We start from the raw sequence: 18,530 nt of genomic DNA, 5'->3' as shown, positions 1-18,530 counted from the left end.
AATTTTGTTTACTGCATTAACAAAAACCAACTCAATATAGTGCTGCAAGTGCAGGTATTCTATACTTAGTTTTAAGTACAGCGGCAAAAAAACTCCTGCTTTTCGGGCAGGAGTTTTTAAAAATCAGGGTATTATTTTATTTCACCAGTACTTCCCCGGTTTTTATTCTGTTGCCATTGGCATCAGTTAAAACCACATAATAAATGCCTGCACCATTTCTGCGCAAATCAATATTAAGCAACTGGTATGCAAGGGATACCGGGAATTCCTTGTTGTATACTTTTTCGCCTTTGCTGCTGTAAATAGTTATAATTTGTTTTACAGGTAATCCTCCGGCGTTGTAATAGGCAATATTAAACTGCCCGTTGTTCGGGTTTGGATAGATGAACAACTTGCTGTTTGCAGAATCTGCAATAGTTATAGTCTGAGATTGGTTAACGCATCCATTGGCATCCGTTACAGTTACCTTGTAATCTCCAAGACTAAACACATTTACAGCTAATGTGCTTCCGGTATTATTGATCAATGTATTGTTCTTATACCAGAAATAAGTTATTGGTGCTGCAGCACTGGTTGCAGTAGCCGTTAAGGTAGTTATTAAACCCGGGTAAAGGTTTTTATAAGGAGCAACGCTTAAAGATATTGTAGGTAATGGGTTTACCACTACTGTAACACTACCTGCCATTGGCTGGGTGCAACCGGTAGTAGCATTATAAGCTACAATGGTATAAATGCCGGGAATTGTTCTGTTGCCAAAACTAACGGGCCCACCTGTGCCTGCAATGGGATTGCCTGTATTTACACCATTAAGCAGTAATTGGTAGTTGACGCCTATTTGCGATAAACCTAATCCAACCGGAACACCATTATTGCCCACACAATAAGACCCGCCACCAGTTACTGTAAATGCAAAAGGAAGTGGGTTAATGCTCAGCACGCCAATGCCCGAATTTACAAGACCGCAGGGTGCCAGACCATTTACAATGCAACGGAACAAATTATTATTTAAGTTAAAAGGCACTCCGGATAAACTTAAAGTAGGTGTTGTTGCACCGGAGTAAATACTGCCATTTGAAATATTAGTATAAGATGTACCACCGTTGCTGCTTACCTGCCATTGATAGGTAGGTGAAGTACCCGCTGCAGTAATGCTAAAGCTGGCATTACTGTTTTCGCATACTGTTACATTAACAGGATTGGCGCTAACAGTTATTGGGGTATACACTGTTAATGTTGATGCTAATGTGGTTGCAGCCGGAGCGCAGGTACCACTAATAATACAGCGGTATTTATAAGTATTCATTGCAGTTGTAGCTCCGGTAATAGTAATGGTAGAGGTGGTAACATTAGAATATACGCCACCATTTACAAGGTTAGTAAAAGTAGCTCCGCCATTAGTACTTACCTGCCATTGATAAGTTAATGCGGTACCGGTTGCCGTTGTTGTAAAAGAGGTGTTTTGGGTAGCACAAACCGTACTACCGCTAAGTGGTTGTGTGGTTATAGCCGGAGAAGTATTTACCGTTAGTGCTGCACCTAATGAATTAATTGAAGGGCAGTTGCCTGAAATTACACAACGGTAAAGATTATTATTGGCAGTAGCCGGCACCGCAGATAAAGTTAATGTTGGCGTGGTAACTCCGGAATAGATGCCTCCGTTTGCAATATCGGAATATGATGTTCCGCCATTTGTGCTTTCCTGCCATTGATAAGTAACTATTCCTGTAACCCCTACCGCAAATGTTGTGGTTGCACCCTCGCATATTACAGAGGCTGCCGGCTGCGAATTAACTACCAGTGTACTGCCCACTATAAGAGATGCATTGGCGGATGTGGTAGCTGGCGAACAGGCTCCCGTAGCTACACAATGGTATAAATTACCATTTTGTGCTAATGTGGTAACAAAAGTATAAGTGGCCGCAGTTGCGCTGCCGATATTATTAAAAGTTACACCACCATCTGTACTTACCTGCCACTGGTAGGTAACACCAACGCCTGACGCCGCAGCTGTAAAGCTAACCGGGTTACCTGCACAGGCTCCTGCATTGGCAGGTTGCTGGGTAAAGGCAGGCGCATTATTAATGGTTAATATTCCCGCAGTTGAAGTAGTGGTATTACATTGTCCCGTAACCAGGCAACGGTATTGATAATTATTTTGCGTAGCAAGAACACCCGGTATAGTGTATGTGGAACCGGTAGCACCTGCTATGTTGAAAAAGCTAACGCCTCCATTGGTGCTTGATTGCCATTGATAGCTGATGCCGGCAGCTGAAGTTACGCTGAAAGTAACACTTCCTCCAATACATGCAGATTGCCCGGTTGGCTGAATATTAATAACAGGGCCGGTTCCGGGAGCGATGGTAAAGGTTAAGGTTTTAGTTTGTGTTATTGTTCCTGAAATACCGGTTATCAAAACACTGTAGGTACCAAACGGAACAAGATTGGTATTGTTAAGTGTAACAACCGTATTGTTTCCCGGAACAACCGGGTTAACACTAAAGCTAACGGTAGTGCCTGCCGGATTTCCACTTGCAGAAAGGTTGATGGGGGTTACATAACCGCTGTTTGATACTGTGCCTAAAGTAATAGCTGCAGATGTTTCCACACCGCAGGTAACAGAAGCTGTAAGCGCAGCTGTTGTAAAATCAAAACCTAAAGGGGGGGCTGTTATAGTAAAATTAGCATCAGAAATATCAAAGAAAATATTACCTACGGCTTCTACTTTTATCCTTGCTGTTGTGGTAATTGTTCCTGCAGGAATTACTACAGACTCTGTACCATCATTAGGTGTGCTTGCTGCCAACACGTAAGGAAATGTATTTCCGCCATCGGTAGATAAAGAGATTTTTACATTGGCACAATTTACTGCCCCGCCGGTTGTACCATTAACTGACCAGGTTACAGTCTGAGCTGTGGTTTCGGCCCATGAAACATTTGTATTAGGAATGGTTACACCAAAAGGCCCCGTGGTACCATCAACTGTAACTGTCATATCTGTAAAAGCAGTCTGGCCAACTGCCACTGGTACAGTTGAACTATAGGGATGGTTATCCCTTACCGTTAGCCTGAAATTCAATGTTCTGGAAACAGAACTTAATGCTTCTATATTACAGATGGCGTCGCCACCCGGCAGGGTTGGTGTAACGAATAAACCTGCCAGTATAGTTGAGAGTTTTGGAAAAATTCTTGTAGGCGATGCCGTCTGGCTGAATGATAGCCAGTTAGGTCCGGTTAATTTACCGGGGCTGGCAACACTGTTTGCTCCCGATGTGGTGGCATTATCATTTTGTTCCCAGCAATAAGTTAATGGATCATTATTGGCGTCTGTGGCAGAGCCGGTAAGCGCAAACGGGGTGCTTTTGGGAATAGTTCTATTGCTGACAGCAGCAACAACCGGGGTGGCATTATTAGCTGTGATATTAGTAGTTACCGGGCATGTTTTAATAGCCAGGTTAGCCTGTATTTGCCCGATCGTGGTTTCGTGATAAATATCAATAGAGTGCGGAGCCGGATCATAAGAAGTAATACCTGCATAACCCATGATGGTAATGCCGGCGCCTACTTCTTTATTTTGGCCCGTACCCTCTAACGAAAATGAAAAAGTATGATTGCCTCCTAATTGATGCCCTACTTCGTGTACTACATAATCAATATCAAAATTATCGCCCATTGGAATATTATCTGCGGGAGAAGTAAAACCGCTTCCTTTAGAGCCATTTACACAAACGCAACCGATACAACCTGCGTTTCCGCCACCGCCGGATGCACCAAACAAATGACCGATATCATAATTGGCTTCCCCGATAACTGATGTTAATGTAGATTGTAATTCGCCATTCCAGGCACCGCCGGCCCCTACGGCCCCGGGAGAGTAAGGATCAGTTGCCGGATTATAATAAATTACATCAGTGGTATTAGCAATGAGGTTGAGGTGCAAGGCCAGATCTTTTTCATAACAACCATTACAGCGGGTTAGTGTGGCGTTAATGGCTGCTAAAACCAATGCTACATCTGCAGCACTGAAAGCTCCAAAATAATTGGAATATTCTGCTGTAACTGATTGGGCTAAACGCATTGTTTTTAATTCGCCGGTTGAACTGCCTACGATATTTGAACTGGTGATTTGTTTGTTGATAGCTGCAGCTACCTGTTTATCATCAGTAGAGCAGGTCCATGGCAACTGGCCGGGTTTTCTTTGCGATTTGTATACTGCATATAGGGTATGGTCTTTAGAATAAGGCTCAATAAATTCATTTTCTTTATCTACCCTAAACACCATTGTTTGAATACCCTGCGGAGAAATACTTAATTTTACAGTTGCATATTTATCGGTGATGCCTCTGCCGGAAAAGGCCCTGATCTCAGGAAACCTGGCTTGTAAAGCCGGTTCAAAATTAGATGCTTCAACAACCTCAAATTGCTCCAGCTTTCCATCTGTATTCGGCAAAGAAATAGTTGCAGAGTGCTTTGCATTCTTATTGTCAACAATAGCAAATAGTTGTTGCTTAAAAGGTTCAAAGTTTATAGCAAATAAACTGAAATCTTTAGGAAAAGATAATCTTGCAACAGCTTTATCTGTCGTAATGGAACTGCGGCTATCGCTGTTGGCAGACCAGAATTGATCAGTTTGTGCAAATCCTGAAGTTGTAATGAAAGCAAAAAAAATGTTGAGCAGTAAAGCTTTTCTCATATTGTTAGTTTGGTTTTATTAAGGTTGTTTTATTTTAATGGTTGCCTGCAATATCACTCTTCAACAAATAACTTCATCTCGTGTAATACTTCACGGGAAGTATACTTCAATTTTTCATTGGCAAAGCAAGGAGGTTTAATTTGGGGGGATAATGAATTTGTTGACAAAAAAAAGAGCGAATGCTGCAACCAAATCAACCCCAAAATAATTTTTTAAACAAGTTATAGTTACCAACAAATGGATTCACTGGTTGGCATTTGTTATACTTAACATTTGTTCAATGCAAAAACATGTGCCGGTCACTACTCTTTCACGATGAAATTAGCAAATTTTAAAGTATGGATGAAATTTTGTTTTTACTCTATATTACATAGGGTGATGCCACCAGGTTTTTACTGTTTTTTTACATGAGTAATCCTTTAATCACATGGCTGAAACAAAGAATAATAATTATATATACACAAAAAAAACTCCTGCCGTAACAATGGCAGGAGTTTTTTTATTATGATTTACAAACAATTAGCGAACCAGTACCTCGCCTGTTTTGATCTTATTTCCATTTGCTTCTCTTAAAACTATATAATACACCCCTGCACCATTACGGCGAAGGTCTATCTGGTGCAATTGATAAGGCTGAGAAACAGCATATTCATTATTCAACACCCTGCGGCCAAAGGCATCATAAATAGTGATACTTTGCTTAGTGGTATTGGTTAAAGAAGCGCCGGCAGTATAATACGAAACGGTAAACCTGCCATCGTTAGGGCTTGGGAAAACAAAGAGCTTGGTACTTGGAGCTGCTGTGATTTCTGTTAAACCAGAAGTACAGCTTCCTGTAGCGCTGGTAACAACAACACTGTATTTACCCAATCCGTTAACATTTGCAGTATAGGTATTTCCGGTTGCGGCAGGTAACAAAGTGCCGTTAAGATACCAGGCAAAACTTAAGCCGGGTGCCGGTGTTACATTTACGGTTAGTGTGGTTTGTTGTCCTGCTAATAATGCCGTTAAAGGCGCTGCAGTTATTACCGGTTGAGGGGTAACATTCAACACCGCACTGTTTGAGTTTACGGCTCCGCAAGGTGCAGTGCCGGTAACCACATTTCTATACCTGTAACTGTTCATACCTGCTGTAATGCCTGTTAAAGTTAATGAAGCAGTAGTGGCACCACTGTAAATACCTCCGTTTACAATATTGGTCCAGGTAGTACCACCATTGGTACTTTCCTGCCATTGATAAGTTGGAGCAGTACCTGTTACAGCTGTAACAAATGTAGTGGCCCCGGTTGCGCAAACATTTGTAGTTGCAGCAGGCTGGGTAGTAAAGTTAATGGGAACATTAACTGTTAATGCAGACGTAGTGGTGTTTACTGATGGTGTACAGGTACCGCTGATAACGCAACGGTATTGATACCCGGTCATTGCAGCAGTTGCTGCAGTAATAGTTAATGATGCAGTAGTTGCACCGCTATATACACCACCATTGGTAATATTATTCCAAGGGCCGCCGGCGCCGGCAGTGCTTAACTGCCATTGGTAAGTTAATGCAGTACCATTTGCCGTAACGGTGAAAGTTGTATTTGATCCTTCGCAAAGTGTGGTAGCAGCAACAGGCTGTGCACTGATTGCAGGGGCAGTGTTAACAGTTAATATGGCATTGACAGAATTTAACGCACTGCAAGAAGTAGCACCTGATACAATACAGCGGTATTGATAAGTACTCATACCGGCAGTAACGCCGGTTAACGTTAAGGTTGCAGTAGTGACTCCTGAATAAACACCACCATTAGTGATGTTAGTAAAAGAAGTACCGCCATTAGTACTTTCCTGCCACTGGTAGGTTGGTGTGGTACCGGTGGCCACTACACTAAATGAAGTAGCAGCACCAGCACATATAACTGCATTAAGCGGTTGTGTAGAAATTGCTACCGGAGTATTAACAGTTAATACCACACAGCCTGAAGTTGCAGCCGGTGTACAAGTTCCGCTGATTACACAACGATATGCAGCACCATTCATTGAAGCCGGCGCTCCTGTAATGGTTAGTGTGGCAGTATTTATACCTGAATAAGGCGCAGCGTTTGCAATATTGCTCCATACACCTGCACAACCTCCATTACTTACCTGCCATTGGTAAGTTAAGCCAGTACCCGTAGCGGCTACAGTGAATGAAGTATTTTGTGTAGCGCAAATAGTACTTGCCGCAGGTTGTGAAGTGATTGCCGGAGGTGTATTTACCGTTAATGTTGCAGCAGTTGAATTGGTAGTGTTACACTGGCCTGTAACTACGCAACGGTATTGATAAGTATTTTGTGTTGCAGTAATACCGGTTAAAGTTAAATTAACTGTTGTGGCACCGCTGTAAATACCTCCGTTGCTGATATTATTCCACGAACCACCACCATTGGTACTTTCCTGCCATTGATAAGATAAAGCAGTAGATGTAGCTACAGTAAAGGTTACATTGGAACCTGAACATAATACCTGAGACAATGGCTGTGTATTGATTGTTGGCCCGGCGCCGGGTTGAACAATAAAAGAAATGGTCTTGTTCTGAGTTAAAGAACCTGATATACCGGTCACGGTTATATTGTAAGTTCCGGCACTTAGTGTATTGGTATTGGTGAGTGTAACATCGGTACTGTTACCAGGAACAACAGGGTTGGTGCTAAAAGTAACCGTAGTACCTGCAGGGTTTCCGCTGGCAGAAAGGTTGATTGGAGTAACATAACCACCGTTTGAAATAGTACCTAAGGTAACAGTAGCAGAAGTTTGCAGGTTACAACTGATTGTTGATGTAAGTGAGGCTGATGTAAAATCAAAACCTACAGGCGGAGCTGTAATAGAAAAATTAGCATCACAAATATCAAAGAAGATATTACCTTCTGCTTCTATTTTTATCCTTGCAGTGGTAGTGATTGAACTTGGGATAGTAATATTTTCTGTACCATCGTTAGGGGTACTTGCTGCCAGAACGGTTGGGAATGTTTGCCCGCCATCTGTAGATAAAGATATTTTTACATTAGCACAACTAACCGGTGCAGCAGTGGTATTATTCACGTCCCAGGTAATAGTCTGAGTAGTACCCGCCGGCCATGATACCGCTGTATTAGGTGCTGTTACCCTGAACGGACCAGATGTATTGGTAACAGTTACTGTCATATCAGAGAAAGCAGTCTGACCAATTTTTACAGTAGGAACATAAGGGCAATTATCCCTTACAGTTAACCTGAAATTCAGGGTTCTTGATACAGAACTCAATGCTTCAATGTTTGCAATGGCATCGCCACCGGGCAATACTGGTGTGATGAATAAGCCAGACAGAATAGTTGATAATTTGGGGCACAATCTTGTAGGAGACGTTGTTGCACCAAATGAAAGCCAATTAGGCCCAACTAATTTAGTTGGAAATGCCACACTGTTATTTCCTGTTACGGTAGAATTGGCCGCATCATTTTGTTCCCAGCAATACGTCAACGGATCATTATTGGCATCCGTTGCCGAACCAGTTAGCGCAAACGGAGTACTGATAGGAATAGTATAATTGGTAAGAGCAGCTACAACCGGTGTTGCATTGTTGGCTGTTATATTAGTGGTGATCGGGCAGGTTTTAATGGCCAGGTTATTCTGGATCTGTTGAATTGAACGCTCATGAAAAATATCAATAGAATGTGGTGCCACATCCTGGGAAGTAATGCCTGCATAACCCATAATTGTGATACCGGAACCAACTTCTACATTGTTTACGCCACCTGCTTCGATAGACATGGAGAAGGTATGGTTACCACCTAATTGATGGCCCACTTCATGCGCCACATAATCAATATCAAAATTGTCTCCCATCGGGATACCATCTGCAGGCGAAGTGATACCACTACCTTTTTGTCCGTTTACACAAACGCAACCAATACACCCGGCATTTCCACCGCCGCCGGATGCGCCAAACATATGGCCGATATCGTAGTTGGCTTCTCCTATTACTGCAGTTAGAGTGGCCTGTAACTGTGCGTTCCAGTTGGCTAAAGTGGTATAGGGATCTGTTGCAGGATTGTAATAAATAACATCTGTTGTATTGGCGATCAGGTTAAGGTGTAAAGCAAGATCTTTTTCGTAACAACCATTGCAACGGGTAAGTGTAGCGTTGAAGGCAGCCAGTACCAATGCTACATCGGCAGCACTGAAGGCACCAAAATAATTAGAGTATTCTCCGTTGCATGATTGGGCCAAACGCATGGTCTTTAATTCCCCGGCAGAGCTGCCTACAATGTTTGATCCGGTAATTTGTTTTTTTATATCTGATGCAATCTGTTTGTCATCAGTGGAACAGGTCCATGGTAACTGGCCAGGCTGGCGCTGAGATTTGTATGCAGCATATATAGAGTGATCTTTTGAATAAGGTTCAATGAATTCATTTTCTTTATCCGTTCTGAAAACCATTGTTTGAATACCTTGTGGAGAGATGCTTAATTTTAAAGTAGCATATTTATCGGTAAGGCCTTTTCCGGAATAAGCCCTGATCTCCGGAAACTTAGCCTGTAAAGCCGGTTCAAAGTTAGAGGCTTCAAATACTTCAAATTGTTCCAGCTTACCATCGGCATTGGGTAATGAAATAACCGTTGAATGCCTTGAAGCCTGGTTGCCAACAATAGAAAATAATTGCTGCCTTAAAGGCTCGAAGTTTACATTGAATAAATTGAATGTTTTAGGGAAAGATAGCCTGGCAACAGATTTGTCGGTAGTGATGCTGCTGCGGCTTTCATTGTTAACAGACCAGAATTGGTCGGTTTGCGCAAATCCCCAGGTGCAAACCAAAACCCAAAACAGCGCTAGGTGTAAAGCTTTTTTCATGATGAGAGTTTAGTTTTAATTTAAAATTTTGCATTTTTTAAATAGAAATGCAGCTATAGTATTTCAACGTAATTGAGTACGTACAGACAGGGTATCTGAAACTAATATATTGCTACCCGTAATAAAGGCAACAAAACCGGTTTCAAAATACTTTTGCTATGAGGGTTCTTAATCAGCAAATATGTGTTTGCCAATTAAAATTTAGGACAAGGGATGCCTTTGTTTTCGGCGGGTTGTTTGATGTAGATCAATGAGATCTCTGAACCACCACGGGTACTGGTTGCAGCTTTTAAGCTGGAAATATTCAAATCATAACTTGCACCAATTCTAAGTCCGCCAAATTCCAAACCAACATAAGGAACAACAGCATCATTAAAACGGATCCAGCTGCCAAGGTAAACACTGGTAGGTTTTTCCTCATCCTGGTTTAGGTTAGCAGCAATGGCAGCGCCTAATGTGGTTTCGCTGGCCTTATTTTGAATCTGGTGAATTACAGAAGTGTGTAGTGTTAACTGGTCAGATACCGGGAATGAACCGCCGGCATGAACCGTGATGCGGCCACTCAAAAACCAGTTTTTATCTTTAAAACTTACTTTAGGCCTGTTGATATGATACATGGAAACACCAGCATAATAATTGTTGATACCATTGCTGGAACCGGAGTATAACACACCGGCATTTACATCAAAATAGCTTTGATTACTGCCATTGGTCAATACTTCTCTTTTAGATTCATCAGTAAAACCATTTTGTGTGAGCATGGTTTCAAAAGTTAGTTTGGTAACATCCAGGCTCAGGCTGGAATAAGTACCCTGGAAACCGGCACCAATAGTGCTGTATCCATTTTCGTCTAAAGATTTATGATAGCTCATAGATACAGAGCCATAGTTCAATTTTAAAATATTATTGGCACTGGCATCTGAAAGGCCGGAAATACCTACACCAAAAACATCGTTTTCTGCAATTTTATTTTTCAGGATGGGAAAATCGAGAGAAGCACTTGAAGTAACATAAGCTTTAGGAATAGAAGGCCATTGATCCCTGTGATTAGCTGCCAGGCGCCACAAACCATTAAACTTACCGGTAAAAGCAGGATTTAATGTAAGCGGAGAGGCAAAAAACTGCGAAAAATGCGGATCCTGCGCATTTACAATAACAGAAAATAACAGGGCAGCGGTAAAAAGGATTGATTTTCTCATTTTAGTTAACTATTCAGAAAATTAAAGATAAGGATTTACTGCAAAAAGCTGCACCAAAAATGATGAAAGTTGAAATATGAGAGTTGATAATGCCACAACCTCCTGACCTTAAGCCCGTAAACCTTTGCCTTTAGCTTTGCAATTTTGCTCCAAAAGCCAGGTCACCGGCGTCTCCCAGGCCGGGAACGATATATCCCTTGGCGGTGATCTCGTCATCAATATCGCCACACCAGATAATAGCCTTAGGCTCAGCCCGTTTTACATACTCAATGCCTACCGTACAGGCAATGGCACAAACGATATGTAATTCTTTAATATTACCTTCTTCTTTTAAAAACTGGATGGATTTTACCAGTGATGCGCCGGTTGCGATCATAGGATCACTGATGATCACTACACGATCTTCAATATCAGGGCAGCTCATATATTCCAGCCTTATTTCAAAACTGCCATCGGGCTGGTGCTTGCGGTAAGCACTGATGAACGCATTATCGCCTTTATCAAAATAATTTAATAAGCCATTGTGCATGGCCAAACCGGCACGTAAAATAGTGGCTAAAACGGGTTGCTTACTCAGTACTTTACTGGTAGAAGTGCCCAGCGGTGTGGTAATTTCTTTTTCTTCCCAGTCCAGTTTTTTACTGATCTCGTAGCCGATCACTTCCGCAATACGTTCCAGGTTTCTTCTAAAACGCATACGGTCCTGTTGCACCTCCACATTGCGTAATTCGCTTACCCAGTTGCTTACTAAAGAATGCTGTTCGCTTAAGTTGATGACCATGATGGTAATTTGGGCTTTGAGGTGATGATGTTGCAAACAAAACTATAATAAAAAATTTCCTTTCAGGGATTTTTTTTGCCACATGGTCTGACGCCCCGTCTGACCATGTGGCAAAAATCTTTTAACAAAGCATTTCAGAAAAATGTATTTTTATTGTACTCAAAATACAACAAATGAAAAGTATACCGGCACTGGTATTTATTACAGCAATTACCCTGACCGCCTGCAGCAGCAATGATAAAAACGGCGATACCAAAAAAGATAAATACGAACAAACCAAAGAAACGCTGGAAGAAACTGAAAAGAAAAACCCTACCCGTTTTTTAACCGTTACAGGCCATGATAAACGTAATCTTATAGGGCAAACCGTTGTAAAGGGAACATTAAGTAATACCGGGAAAGTGGCCACTTTTAAAGATGTGGAAATACGGTTGTCGTTTTATAGTAAAACAGGCTCTTTGCTGGAAGAAGATCCCGAAACTATTTTTGAAAGTATTGCGCCGGGTAAATCCACCGATTTTAAAACCAAATATTTTGCACCCAAGGGAACCGATAGTGTAGCGCTTAAAGTGATGGGAGCAAAGAGTGAGTAATAATTTACACAAACGAAAAAGTATCTCCGTCAAACAATCCCATATCACTCAACTTTAAATGCGGTATCACCAGCAAGGCCATAAAAGATAAAGTCATGAACGGGGCAGTTAAGGTGCTGCCCAATGCTTCTTTCACCATTTTATCAATAGCAGTATAAGCAGTGGCTACTTTGTAACCATCCTCGTTGCTCATTAAACCGGCAACAGGTAATGCTAAAATCATTTCGTTGGTATTGCTTACTGCGCTAACACCCCCCCGGGCTGCAATCACTAAGTTTACTGCTTTCATCAAACTTTCATCGTTTGTACCCACGGCAACAATATTATGGCTGTCATGTGCAACTGATGAAGCGATAGCACCTTGCTTCAATCCAAAATTTTTAATAAATGCTTTGGCAACCGGTGCATTTTTATAACGGTTAACCACTACAATTTTTAAAATATCGCCGGCAATATCACTTTCGTAAAAACCATCTTTTACAATGGGTGTACAAATGATTTTATTGGTGATCAGTTGCCCGTCTAAAGCCTCAATGGCAAAAACTTCTTTTTTAAAATCTGCAATTGGAAATTTAAAATCTGCAATCGGTTTTTCGTTGCAATCAAAATTATTCAACATAGCAGCTTTGCCGCAGGTTATCTTAGATACGCCGTTTGCCGCAACCAATACCCCGTCAATATAAGTTTGCAGTACTTTAAAATTGGTGAGATCCTCCACTACAATAAAATCTGCGGTATCACCTGTTCTTAATAGTCCCACTTTCATTTTATAATGCAATACCGGGTTGATACAAGCCGCCTGCAATACTTTAAATACGTCAATACCTTTTGCAACAGCCCTTGCACACAATTGATTGATATGACCATCTGCTAAACTATCAGGATGTTTATCATCACTGCAAAACATCATCATGGCATAATGCTCATGCATCAGCTCTATTAAAGCTTCAAAGTTTTTTGCAGCACTGCCTTCACGTATAAGTATCTTCATGCCGTAGTTTAATTTATCCAGTGCTTCGGCTGCTGTAAAACATTCATGGTCTGTGCTGATACCAGCATCAATATATTTTTTTGCCAGTTCACCCATCAGTCCCGGAGCATGGCCATCAACAGGTTTGTTATATTTTTTTGAAGCCGCAATTTTTTGCATTACCACTTCATCAGCATGCAATACACCCGGAAAATTCATCATCTCACTCAAATAAAAAATATCGTCGCTTTGCAAAAGTGTGTCTACATCGGCAACATCTACAACGGCACCCGCTGTTTCAAAAATAGTGGCGGGCACACAACTGGGCGCACCAAAATGAAATTTAAACGGCACTGTTTTTCCGTTGGCAATCATAAACTGTACGCCGGCCATGCCGCAAACGTTGGCAATCTCATGCGGATCACTGATGGTGGCAACGGTGCCATGCACCACGGCCAGCTTTGCAAATTCAGACGGTACCAGCATGCTGCTTTCAATATGCACATGGCTGTCAATAAACCCGGGAAGAATATAATTGATAGCTGATGGATCATCGTTGATAGCGGGGAGCTTTTGGATAGAGGATATCTTTCCTTCTGTAACACTCACTTCACCGTAAAAGATTTCTTTATTGAAAATGTCAACAATATGGCCTTGTATTTTGTAAGAATTCATAATTATTTAATGGTTGTTGTACTTTAAAAAGATGAACGGCATAAGTTACAGGATAAATGGAATACATAAAAAGTATCCGGTTGCAAATTTAATTATATTGCAGTTCTAAATTATTTAATAATGAAACCGATAGTAATTTTTGGCCTTTTTATTATAGCAATTGTTTTTGCTCAGTTTGCACAAGCACAAACTGTGGATGAAGTAATTGAAAAAAATATTGCTGCCATGGGCGGCAGGGATAAACTGGCAACGCTAAATAGTTGCAGGATGGAAGGTGCGATGAATGTGCAGGGAACGGATGTAAGTATTACTGTAACCAAACTCCACGGAGTGGGTACAAGGAATGATATTTCGGTAATGGGTACAGAAAATTACCAGATCATTACACCTGCAAAAGGAATCATGTTTATGCCCGTATTTGGACAAGCATCACCACAAGACATGCCGGAAGACCAGGTTAAAGCCCTGCAAAATACTTTGGACCTTCATGGCACTTTTGTAAATTATAAAGATAAAGGTATACAAGTAGAATTGTCAGGTAAAGAAAGTACTGACGGAATAGAATGTTACAAATTAAAAGTCACATTTAAGAATGGAAATGTGACCAACTATTTTATTGACACCAAAACCGATCGTTTGTACAAATCAACCACAAAGGCGATGGTTAATGGCGAGGCAGTAGACGCTTTTACCACTTTTACCAATTACAAACAAACCGCAGACGGTTACTGGTTTGCTTATACCACTACCAACTCAAGGGGGCAGACAGATTTTGATAAAATAGAAACCAATATCAAAGTAGACGAAAGTATTTTTAAATAAATATATCTTCATTTATAAAAAGCCCTGCCAACCAGCGGGGCTTTTAAATTGATTATGTATCTTACCATACTAATTTACCAAACATGAAACAACTCCTGCTGCTTGCCACAACTTTAACAGTTGTATTTTTTTCCTTTGCACAAAAAAAACAAACTGCACCTGCAGTTAACGAAGACAGTATTTTATTCAGTAAAACGAAGTACCGTTTGGTAGGCCCTTTTCGTGGCGGCAGAAGCGGTGCGGTTACCGGCGACACAAAAAATAAAAATACTTTTTATTTTGGCGCTACAGGCGGCGGCGTTTGGAAAACCATTGATGGTGGCAGCAACTGGAAAAATATCAGTGATAAATATTTTGGTGGCAGTATTGGCAGCGTGGCGGTTGCACCGAGCGATAATACCATTTTGTATGTTGGCGAAGGCGAAAATACATTAAGGGGAAATGTAAGTGAAGGCTTTGGTATGTGGCGCAGCGATGATGCCGGCAGAAGCTGGAAAAATATCGGGTTAAAAGACACAAGGCATATTATTAAGATTGTAATTCATCCCAAAAATCCTGATATCGTTTGGGTTGCAGCTATCGGCCATTTATTTGGAGCAGGAGAAGAAAGAGGTATTTTTAAAACAACCGATGGTGGCAAAACATGGAAGAAAGTATTGTACGTAAATAATCAAACGGGTTGCAGCGATTTAATTATGGAACCCGGTAACCCTGCAGTTTTGTATGCCGGTACCTGGCGCATACAACGTACACCTTACAGCCTGGAAAGTGGCGGCGATGGCGGCGGCATCTGGAAAAGTATTGATGGTGGCGAAACCTGGAAAAATATTTCGGCCAATAAAGGTTTACCTAAGGGATTGTGGGGCATTACTGGAATAACGGTGGCGCCGTCCAATACCGATAAAATTTATGCCATCATAGAAAATAAAGATGGCGGCCTGTTTGTAAGTACTGATGCCGGTGACACATGGACCCTGCAAAGCAGTGATAACAATATCAGGCAAAGAGCATGGTATTACAGCAAAATTTTTGTGGATCCTAAAAATGAAAATACAGTTTACGCACTCAATGTAAATTTTTTAAAAAGCTCTGATGGCGGTAAAACATTTAATAAAAATATTAATACTCCACATGGCGATCATCATGATCTGTGGATAGACCCGGAAGACGGCAACCGTATGATAGTTGCTGACGACGGTGGGGCACAGATAAGTTTTGACGGCGGAGAAAATTTCAGCACTTACGAAAACCAGCCCACAGCACAATTTTACAGGGTAAGTACAGATACTCATTTCCCCTATAGAATATTAGGTGCACAACAGGATAACAGTACGATAAGGATATTATCAAGAAGTGATGGCGGCGAAATCACACAAAATGAATGGCAGGCAACTGCCGGTGCAGAAAGTGGTTACGTGGTGGCAGATCCATTAAATCCTGATGTGGTGTATGGCGGCAATTACAGCGGCTACCTTTCCAGGTTAGATCATAAAACAGGAGAGAACCGTGCGGTAAGTGTTTGGCCCGACGACCCGATTGGCGGCGGTGCAGATGTAAGTAAATATCGTTTTCAATGGAACTTTCCCATTTTCTTTTCGCCACACAATCCCAAAAAATTATATGCAGGTGGTAATATGCTTTTTGCCACAGAAAACGAGGGCGCCAGCTGGACGGCTTTAGGCGGAGACCTAACCACCAATGATAAGATAAGACAGCGCAGCAGCGGGGGCCCCATTACAAAAGATAATACCGGTGTGGAAGTGTATTGTACCATTTTTACTGCAACAGAATCTGCATTGGAAAAAGATCTGCTATGGACAGGTAGTGATGACGGATTAATACATGTAAGTAAAGATGGCGGACAACATTGGGAAAATGTTACGCCTAAAGAAGCCGGCCAATGGATGATGTGGAATTGTGTAGAGACAGATCCTTTTGTAAAAGGCAAAGCTTATTTTGTGGGTACAAAATATAAGAGTGATGATTTTACGCCTTATATTTTTAAGACGGAAGATTACGGTAAAACATGGGTGAAAATAACCAATGGTATTACCGCCAATCACTTTGCAAGATGTTTACGTGCTGATAAAAAAGTGAAAGGCTTATTGTATTGCGGAACAGAATACGGTATGTACATCAGTTATGATGATGGTGCTAACTGGAAATCTTTTCAATTGAATTTGCCGATGGTGCCCATTACTGATCTTACAATAAAAGAAAATGATCTGATAGTTGCAACACAGGGCCGGGCATTCTGGTCGCTGGATGATTTGAGTGTGGTACAACAGAAAGCAGCAGGTATTACCAATAAAAACCTGCATGTATTTACAGTAAATGATGCTTATTTATTTGATGGCTATCAAAACCTGAATGCAAAAAATGCAGGAATGAATCCACCTAACGGTGCAGTGATCAATTATTATGTAAAAAATATTACCGACTCTTCTAAAATAAGTATTGAAGTTTTTGATAAGAATAAAAAAATAATAAAAACTTTTGGCTCTGCGGCTAAAGAAAAAGAAGATAAGATTGAAGTGAATAAAGAGATGAACAGGTTTGTATGGAATATGTTATATCCACCTGCTGATAAAATTGACGGACAGATCTTATGGCATGGCACGGTGCCCGGACCAAAAGCAGCACCTGGTAATTATTCTTTTAAAATTAAAGTAGACAAAGATTCTGCAGAGGGGAATTTTATGTTGAAAGCTAATCCAACTTATAAATTATCGCCGCAGGAGTATGACGACCAGTTTAATTTTTTAATTACTGTTAGAGATAAATTTAATGAAATACAAAAAGCGATAAAAAATATCCGTGATGTAAGAAAGCAGATCAATGATTTTACGGATAAGCAGGGAAAAGATCTGCCGGAAGCAATAAAACAACAGGCAGATACGATCAATAAACAAATGACTGCTGTAGAAGAAGCATTGCATCAAACCAAAGCAAAAAGCGGGCAGGACGTGTTGAATTTTCCTATACGGTTAGATGATAAAATATCAGGCTTATATGGCTTTGCCAACAGTGGCAATGCAGCACCTGCAAAACAGGTTAGAGATGCCTATACAGAATTAGCTGCACAGGCAGATGTACAATTGAATACGCTAAGGAAAATTATGGAAGATGACCTGGTAAAATTAAATGCAATGATAAGAGAGAAAGCGTTGCCTTTAATTGGTTTGAAGAAAGAATAAAGGAGCAATTAAAATTATAAAAATAATGCGGAGTCAAAGGCTCCGCATTATTTTTAATCCAGTATATCCGGCCTTCTGTCTTTAGTTCGTTGCAAACTTTGCTCTGCTCTCCATTCTTCAATCAGTTTATGATTGCCGCTTAATAAAATATCCGGTACTTTCCAGCCACGGAATTCTTCGGGCCTGGTGTAAACCGGCGGAGCCAATAAATTATCCTGGAAAGAATCGGTGAGTGCAGAAGTTTCATCATTCAATACACCAGGTATTAAACGGCCAATAGCGTCTACCAGGACTGCGGCTGCAATTTCGCCACCGCTTAAAACATAATCACCAATGGAAATTTCCCTGCTTACAAAATGATCCCTGAATCGCTGATCTATGCCTTTATAATGACCGCAGATCATTAATAAATTATTCTTTAAAGAAAAGGCATTTGCCATTTTTTGATTGAACGTTTCTCCATCCGGTGTCAGGTAAATAACTTCATCATAAGTTGTTATTGCCTGCAAACTTTCAATTGCATTTACTAATGGTTCAATCATCATCACCATGCCTGCGCCGCCGCCAAAAGCGTAATCATCTACCTGCGCCCTTGCGTATGTAGTATGGTCTCTTAAATTAATCACATTTACTTCCAGCAAACCTTTGTCCTTTGCTCTTTTTAAAATAGAGTGGGCAAAAGGGCTTTGTAACAAGTCGGGCACCACAGAGATAATATCAATTTTCATGCTGCAAATCTTTAACAATTTATTGGT

At 41.0% G+C, this 18,530-nt stretch carries 9 protein-coding genes; 3 read left to right on the top strand and 6 right to left on the bottom strand.

Annotated elements, in window-relative coordinates:
- Positions 1 to 136: 136 nt before the first annotated feature.
- The 4 genes from ACYVM0_RS21510 to upp all read right to left on the bottom strand — a co-directional run bounded on the left by ACYVM0_RS21510 (position 137) and on the right by upp (position 11,518).
- On the bottom strand, positions 137 to 4,690 hold the full coding sequence (locus ACYVM0_RS21510; protein ID WP_460560557.1) for a reprolysin-like metallopeptidase: 4,554 nt from the start codon (positions 4,688 to 4,690) through the stop codon (positions 137 to 139).
- A gap of 519 nt (positions 4,691 to 5,209) precedes the next feature.
- The gene (locus ACYVM0_RS21505; RefSeq protein WP_460560555.1) at positions 5,210 to 9,538 is read right to left on the bottom strand and encodes a reprolysin-like metallopeptidase; all 4,329 of its coding nucleotides are present in this window, start codon (positions 9,536 to 9,538) and stop codon (positions 5,210 to 5,212) included.
- Positions 9,539 to 9,732: 194 nt separating this feature from the next.
- On the bottom strand, positions 9,733 to 10,737 hold the full coding sequence (locus ACYVM0_RS21500; protein ID WP_460560553.1) for a PorP/SprF family type IX secretion system membrane protein: 1,005 nt from the start codon (positions 10,735 to 10,737) through the stop codon (positions 9,733 to 9,735).
- A gap of 130 nt (positions 10,738 to 10,867) precedes the next feature.
- A complete protein-coding gene (gene upp / locus ACYVM0_RS21495; RefSeq protein ID WP_460560551.1) occupies positions 10,868 to 11,518 on the bottom strand; it encodes a uracil phosphoribosyltransferase in 651 nt (216 codons plus the stop codon).
- Between the two features lie 173 nt (positions 11,519 to 11,691).
- On the opposite strand from upp, the gene ACYVM0_RS21490 reads away from it, so the two are divergent.
- Complete coding sequence (locus ACYVM0_RS21490) at positions 11,692 to 12,111, top strand: FxLYD domain-containing protein (RefSeq protein ID WP_460560549.1); 420 nt, start codon at positions 11,692 to 11,694, stop codon at positions 12,109 to 12,111.
- 4 nt (positions 12,112 to 12,115) lie between these two features.
- On the opposite strand, the gene ade is transcribed toward ACYVM0_RS21490, so the two are convergent.
- A complete protein-coding gene (ade, locus tag ACYVM0_RS21485; RefSeq protein ID WP_460560547.1) occupies positions 12,116 to 13,756 on the bottom strand; it encodes an adenine deaminase in 1,641 nt (546 codons plus the stop codon).
- 120 nt (positions 13,757 to 13,876) lie between these two features.
- Between ade and ACYVM0_RS21480 the strand changes: the two genes are divergently transcribed.
- Positions 13,877 to 14,578 carry a LolA-like protein gene (locus ACYVM0_RS21480; protein ID WP_460560545.1) on the top strand — a complete coding sequence of 234 codons (702 nt, stop codon included), beginning with the start codon at positions 13,877 to 13,879 and terminating at the stop codon, positions 14,576 to 14,578.
- An 83-nt stretch (positions 14,579 to 14,661) separates the two neighbouring features.
- Positions 14,662 to 17,775: a WD40/YVTN/BNR-like repeat-containing protein gene (locus tag ACYVM0_RS21475; protein ID WP_460560543.1), complete on the top strand. Its 3,114-nt coding sequence runs from the start codon at positions 14,662 to 14,664 to the stop codon at positions 17,773 to 17,775.
- A gap of 53 nt (positions 17,776 to 17,828) precedes the next feature.
- Here the strand turns inward: ACYVM0_RS21475 and trmD are convergent, their stop codons facing one another.
- Positions 17,829 to 18,503 carry a tRNA (guanine(37)-N(1))-methyltransferase gene (gene trmD / locus ACYVM0_RS21470; RefSeq protein WP_460560541.1) on the bottom strand — a complete coding sequence of 225 codons (675 nt, stop codon included), beginning with the start codon at positions 18,501 to 18,503 and terminating at the stop codon, positions 17,829 to 17,831.
- Between the last annotated feature and the right edge of the window lie 27 nt (positions 18,504 to 18,530).

This window comes from Ferruginibacter profundus (genome assembly GCF_054783275.1).
The sequence above is the reverse complement of the archived record's forward strand: the minus strand, read 5'-3'. Positions and strand labels throughout refer to the sequence as shown.

Coding starts and splice junctions, on each gene's coding strand:
- ACYVM0_RS21475 (WP_460560543.1), top strand. CDS start 14,662: ATGAAACAACTCCTGCTGCTTGCCACAACTTTAACAGTTGTATTTTTT.
- upp (WP_460560551.1), bottom strand. CDS start 11,518: ATGGTCATCAACTTAAGCGAACAGCATTCTTTAGTAAGCAACTGGGTA.
- ACYVM0_RS21480 (WP_460560545.1), top strand. CDS start 13,877: ATGAAACCGATAGTAATTTTTGGCCTTTTTATTATAGCAATTGTTTTT.
- trmD (WP_460560541.1), bottom strand. CDS start 18,503: ATGAAAATTGATATTATCTCTGTGGTGCCCGACTTGTTACAAAGCCCT.
- ACYVM0_RS21510 (WP_460560557.1), bottom strand. CDS start 4,690: ATGAGAAAAGCTTTACTGCTCAACATTTTTTTTGCTTTCATTACAACT.
- ACYVM0_RS21490 (WP_460560549.1), top strand. CDS start 11,692: ATGAAAAGTATACCGGCACTGGTATTTATTACAGCAATTACCCTGACC.
- ACYVM0_RS21500 (WP_460560553.1), bottom strand. CDS start 10,737: ATGAGAAAATCAATCCTTTTTACCGCTGCCCTGTTATTTTCTGTTATT.
- ade (WP_460560547.1), bottom strand. CDS start 13,756: ATGAATTCTTACAAAATACAAGGCCATATTGTTGACATTTTCAATAAA.
- ACYVM0_RS21505 (WP_460560555.1), bottom strand. CDS start 9,538: ATGAAAAAAGCTTTACACCTAGCGCTGTTTTGGGTTTTGGTTTGCACC.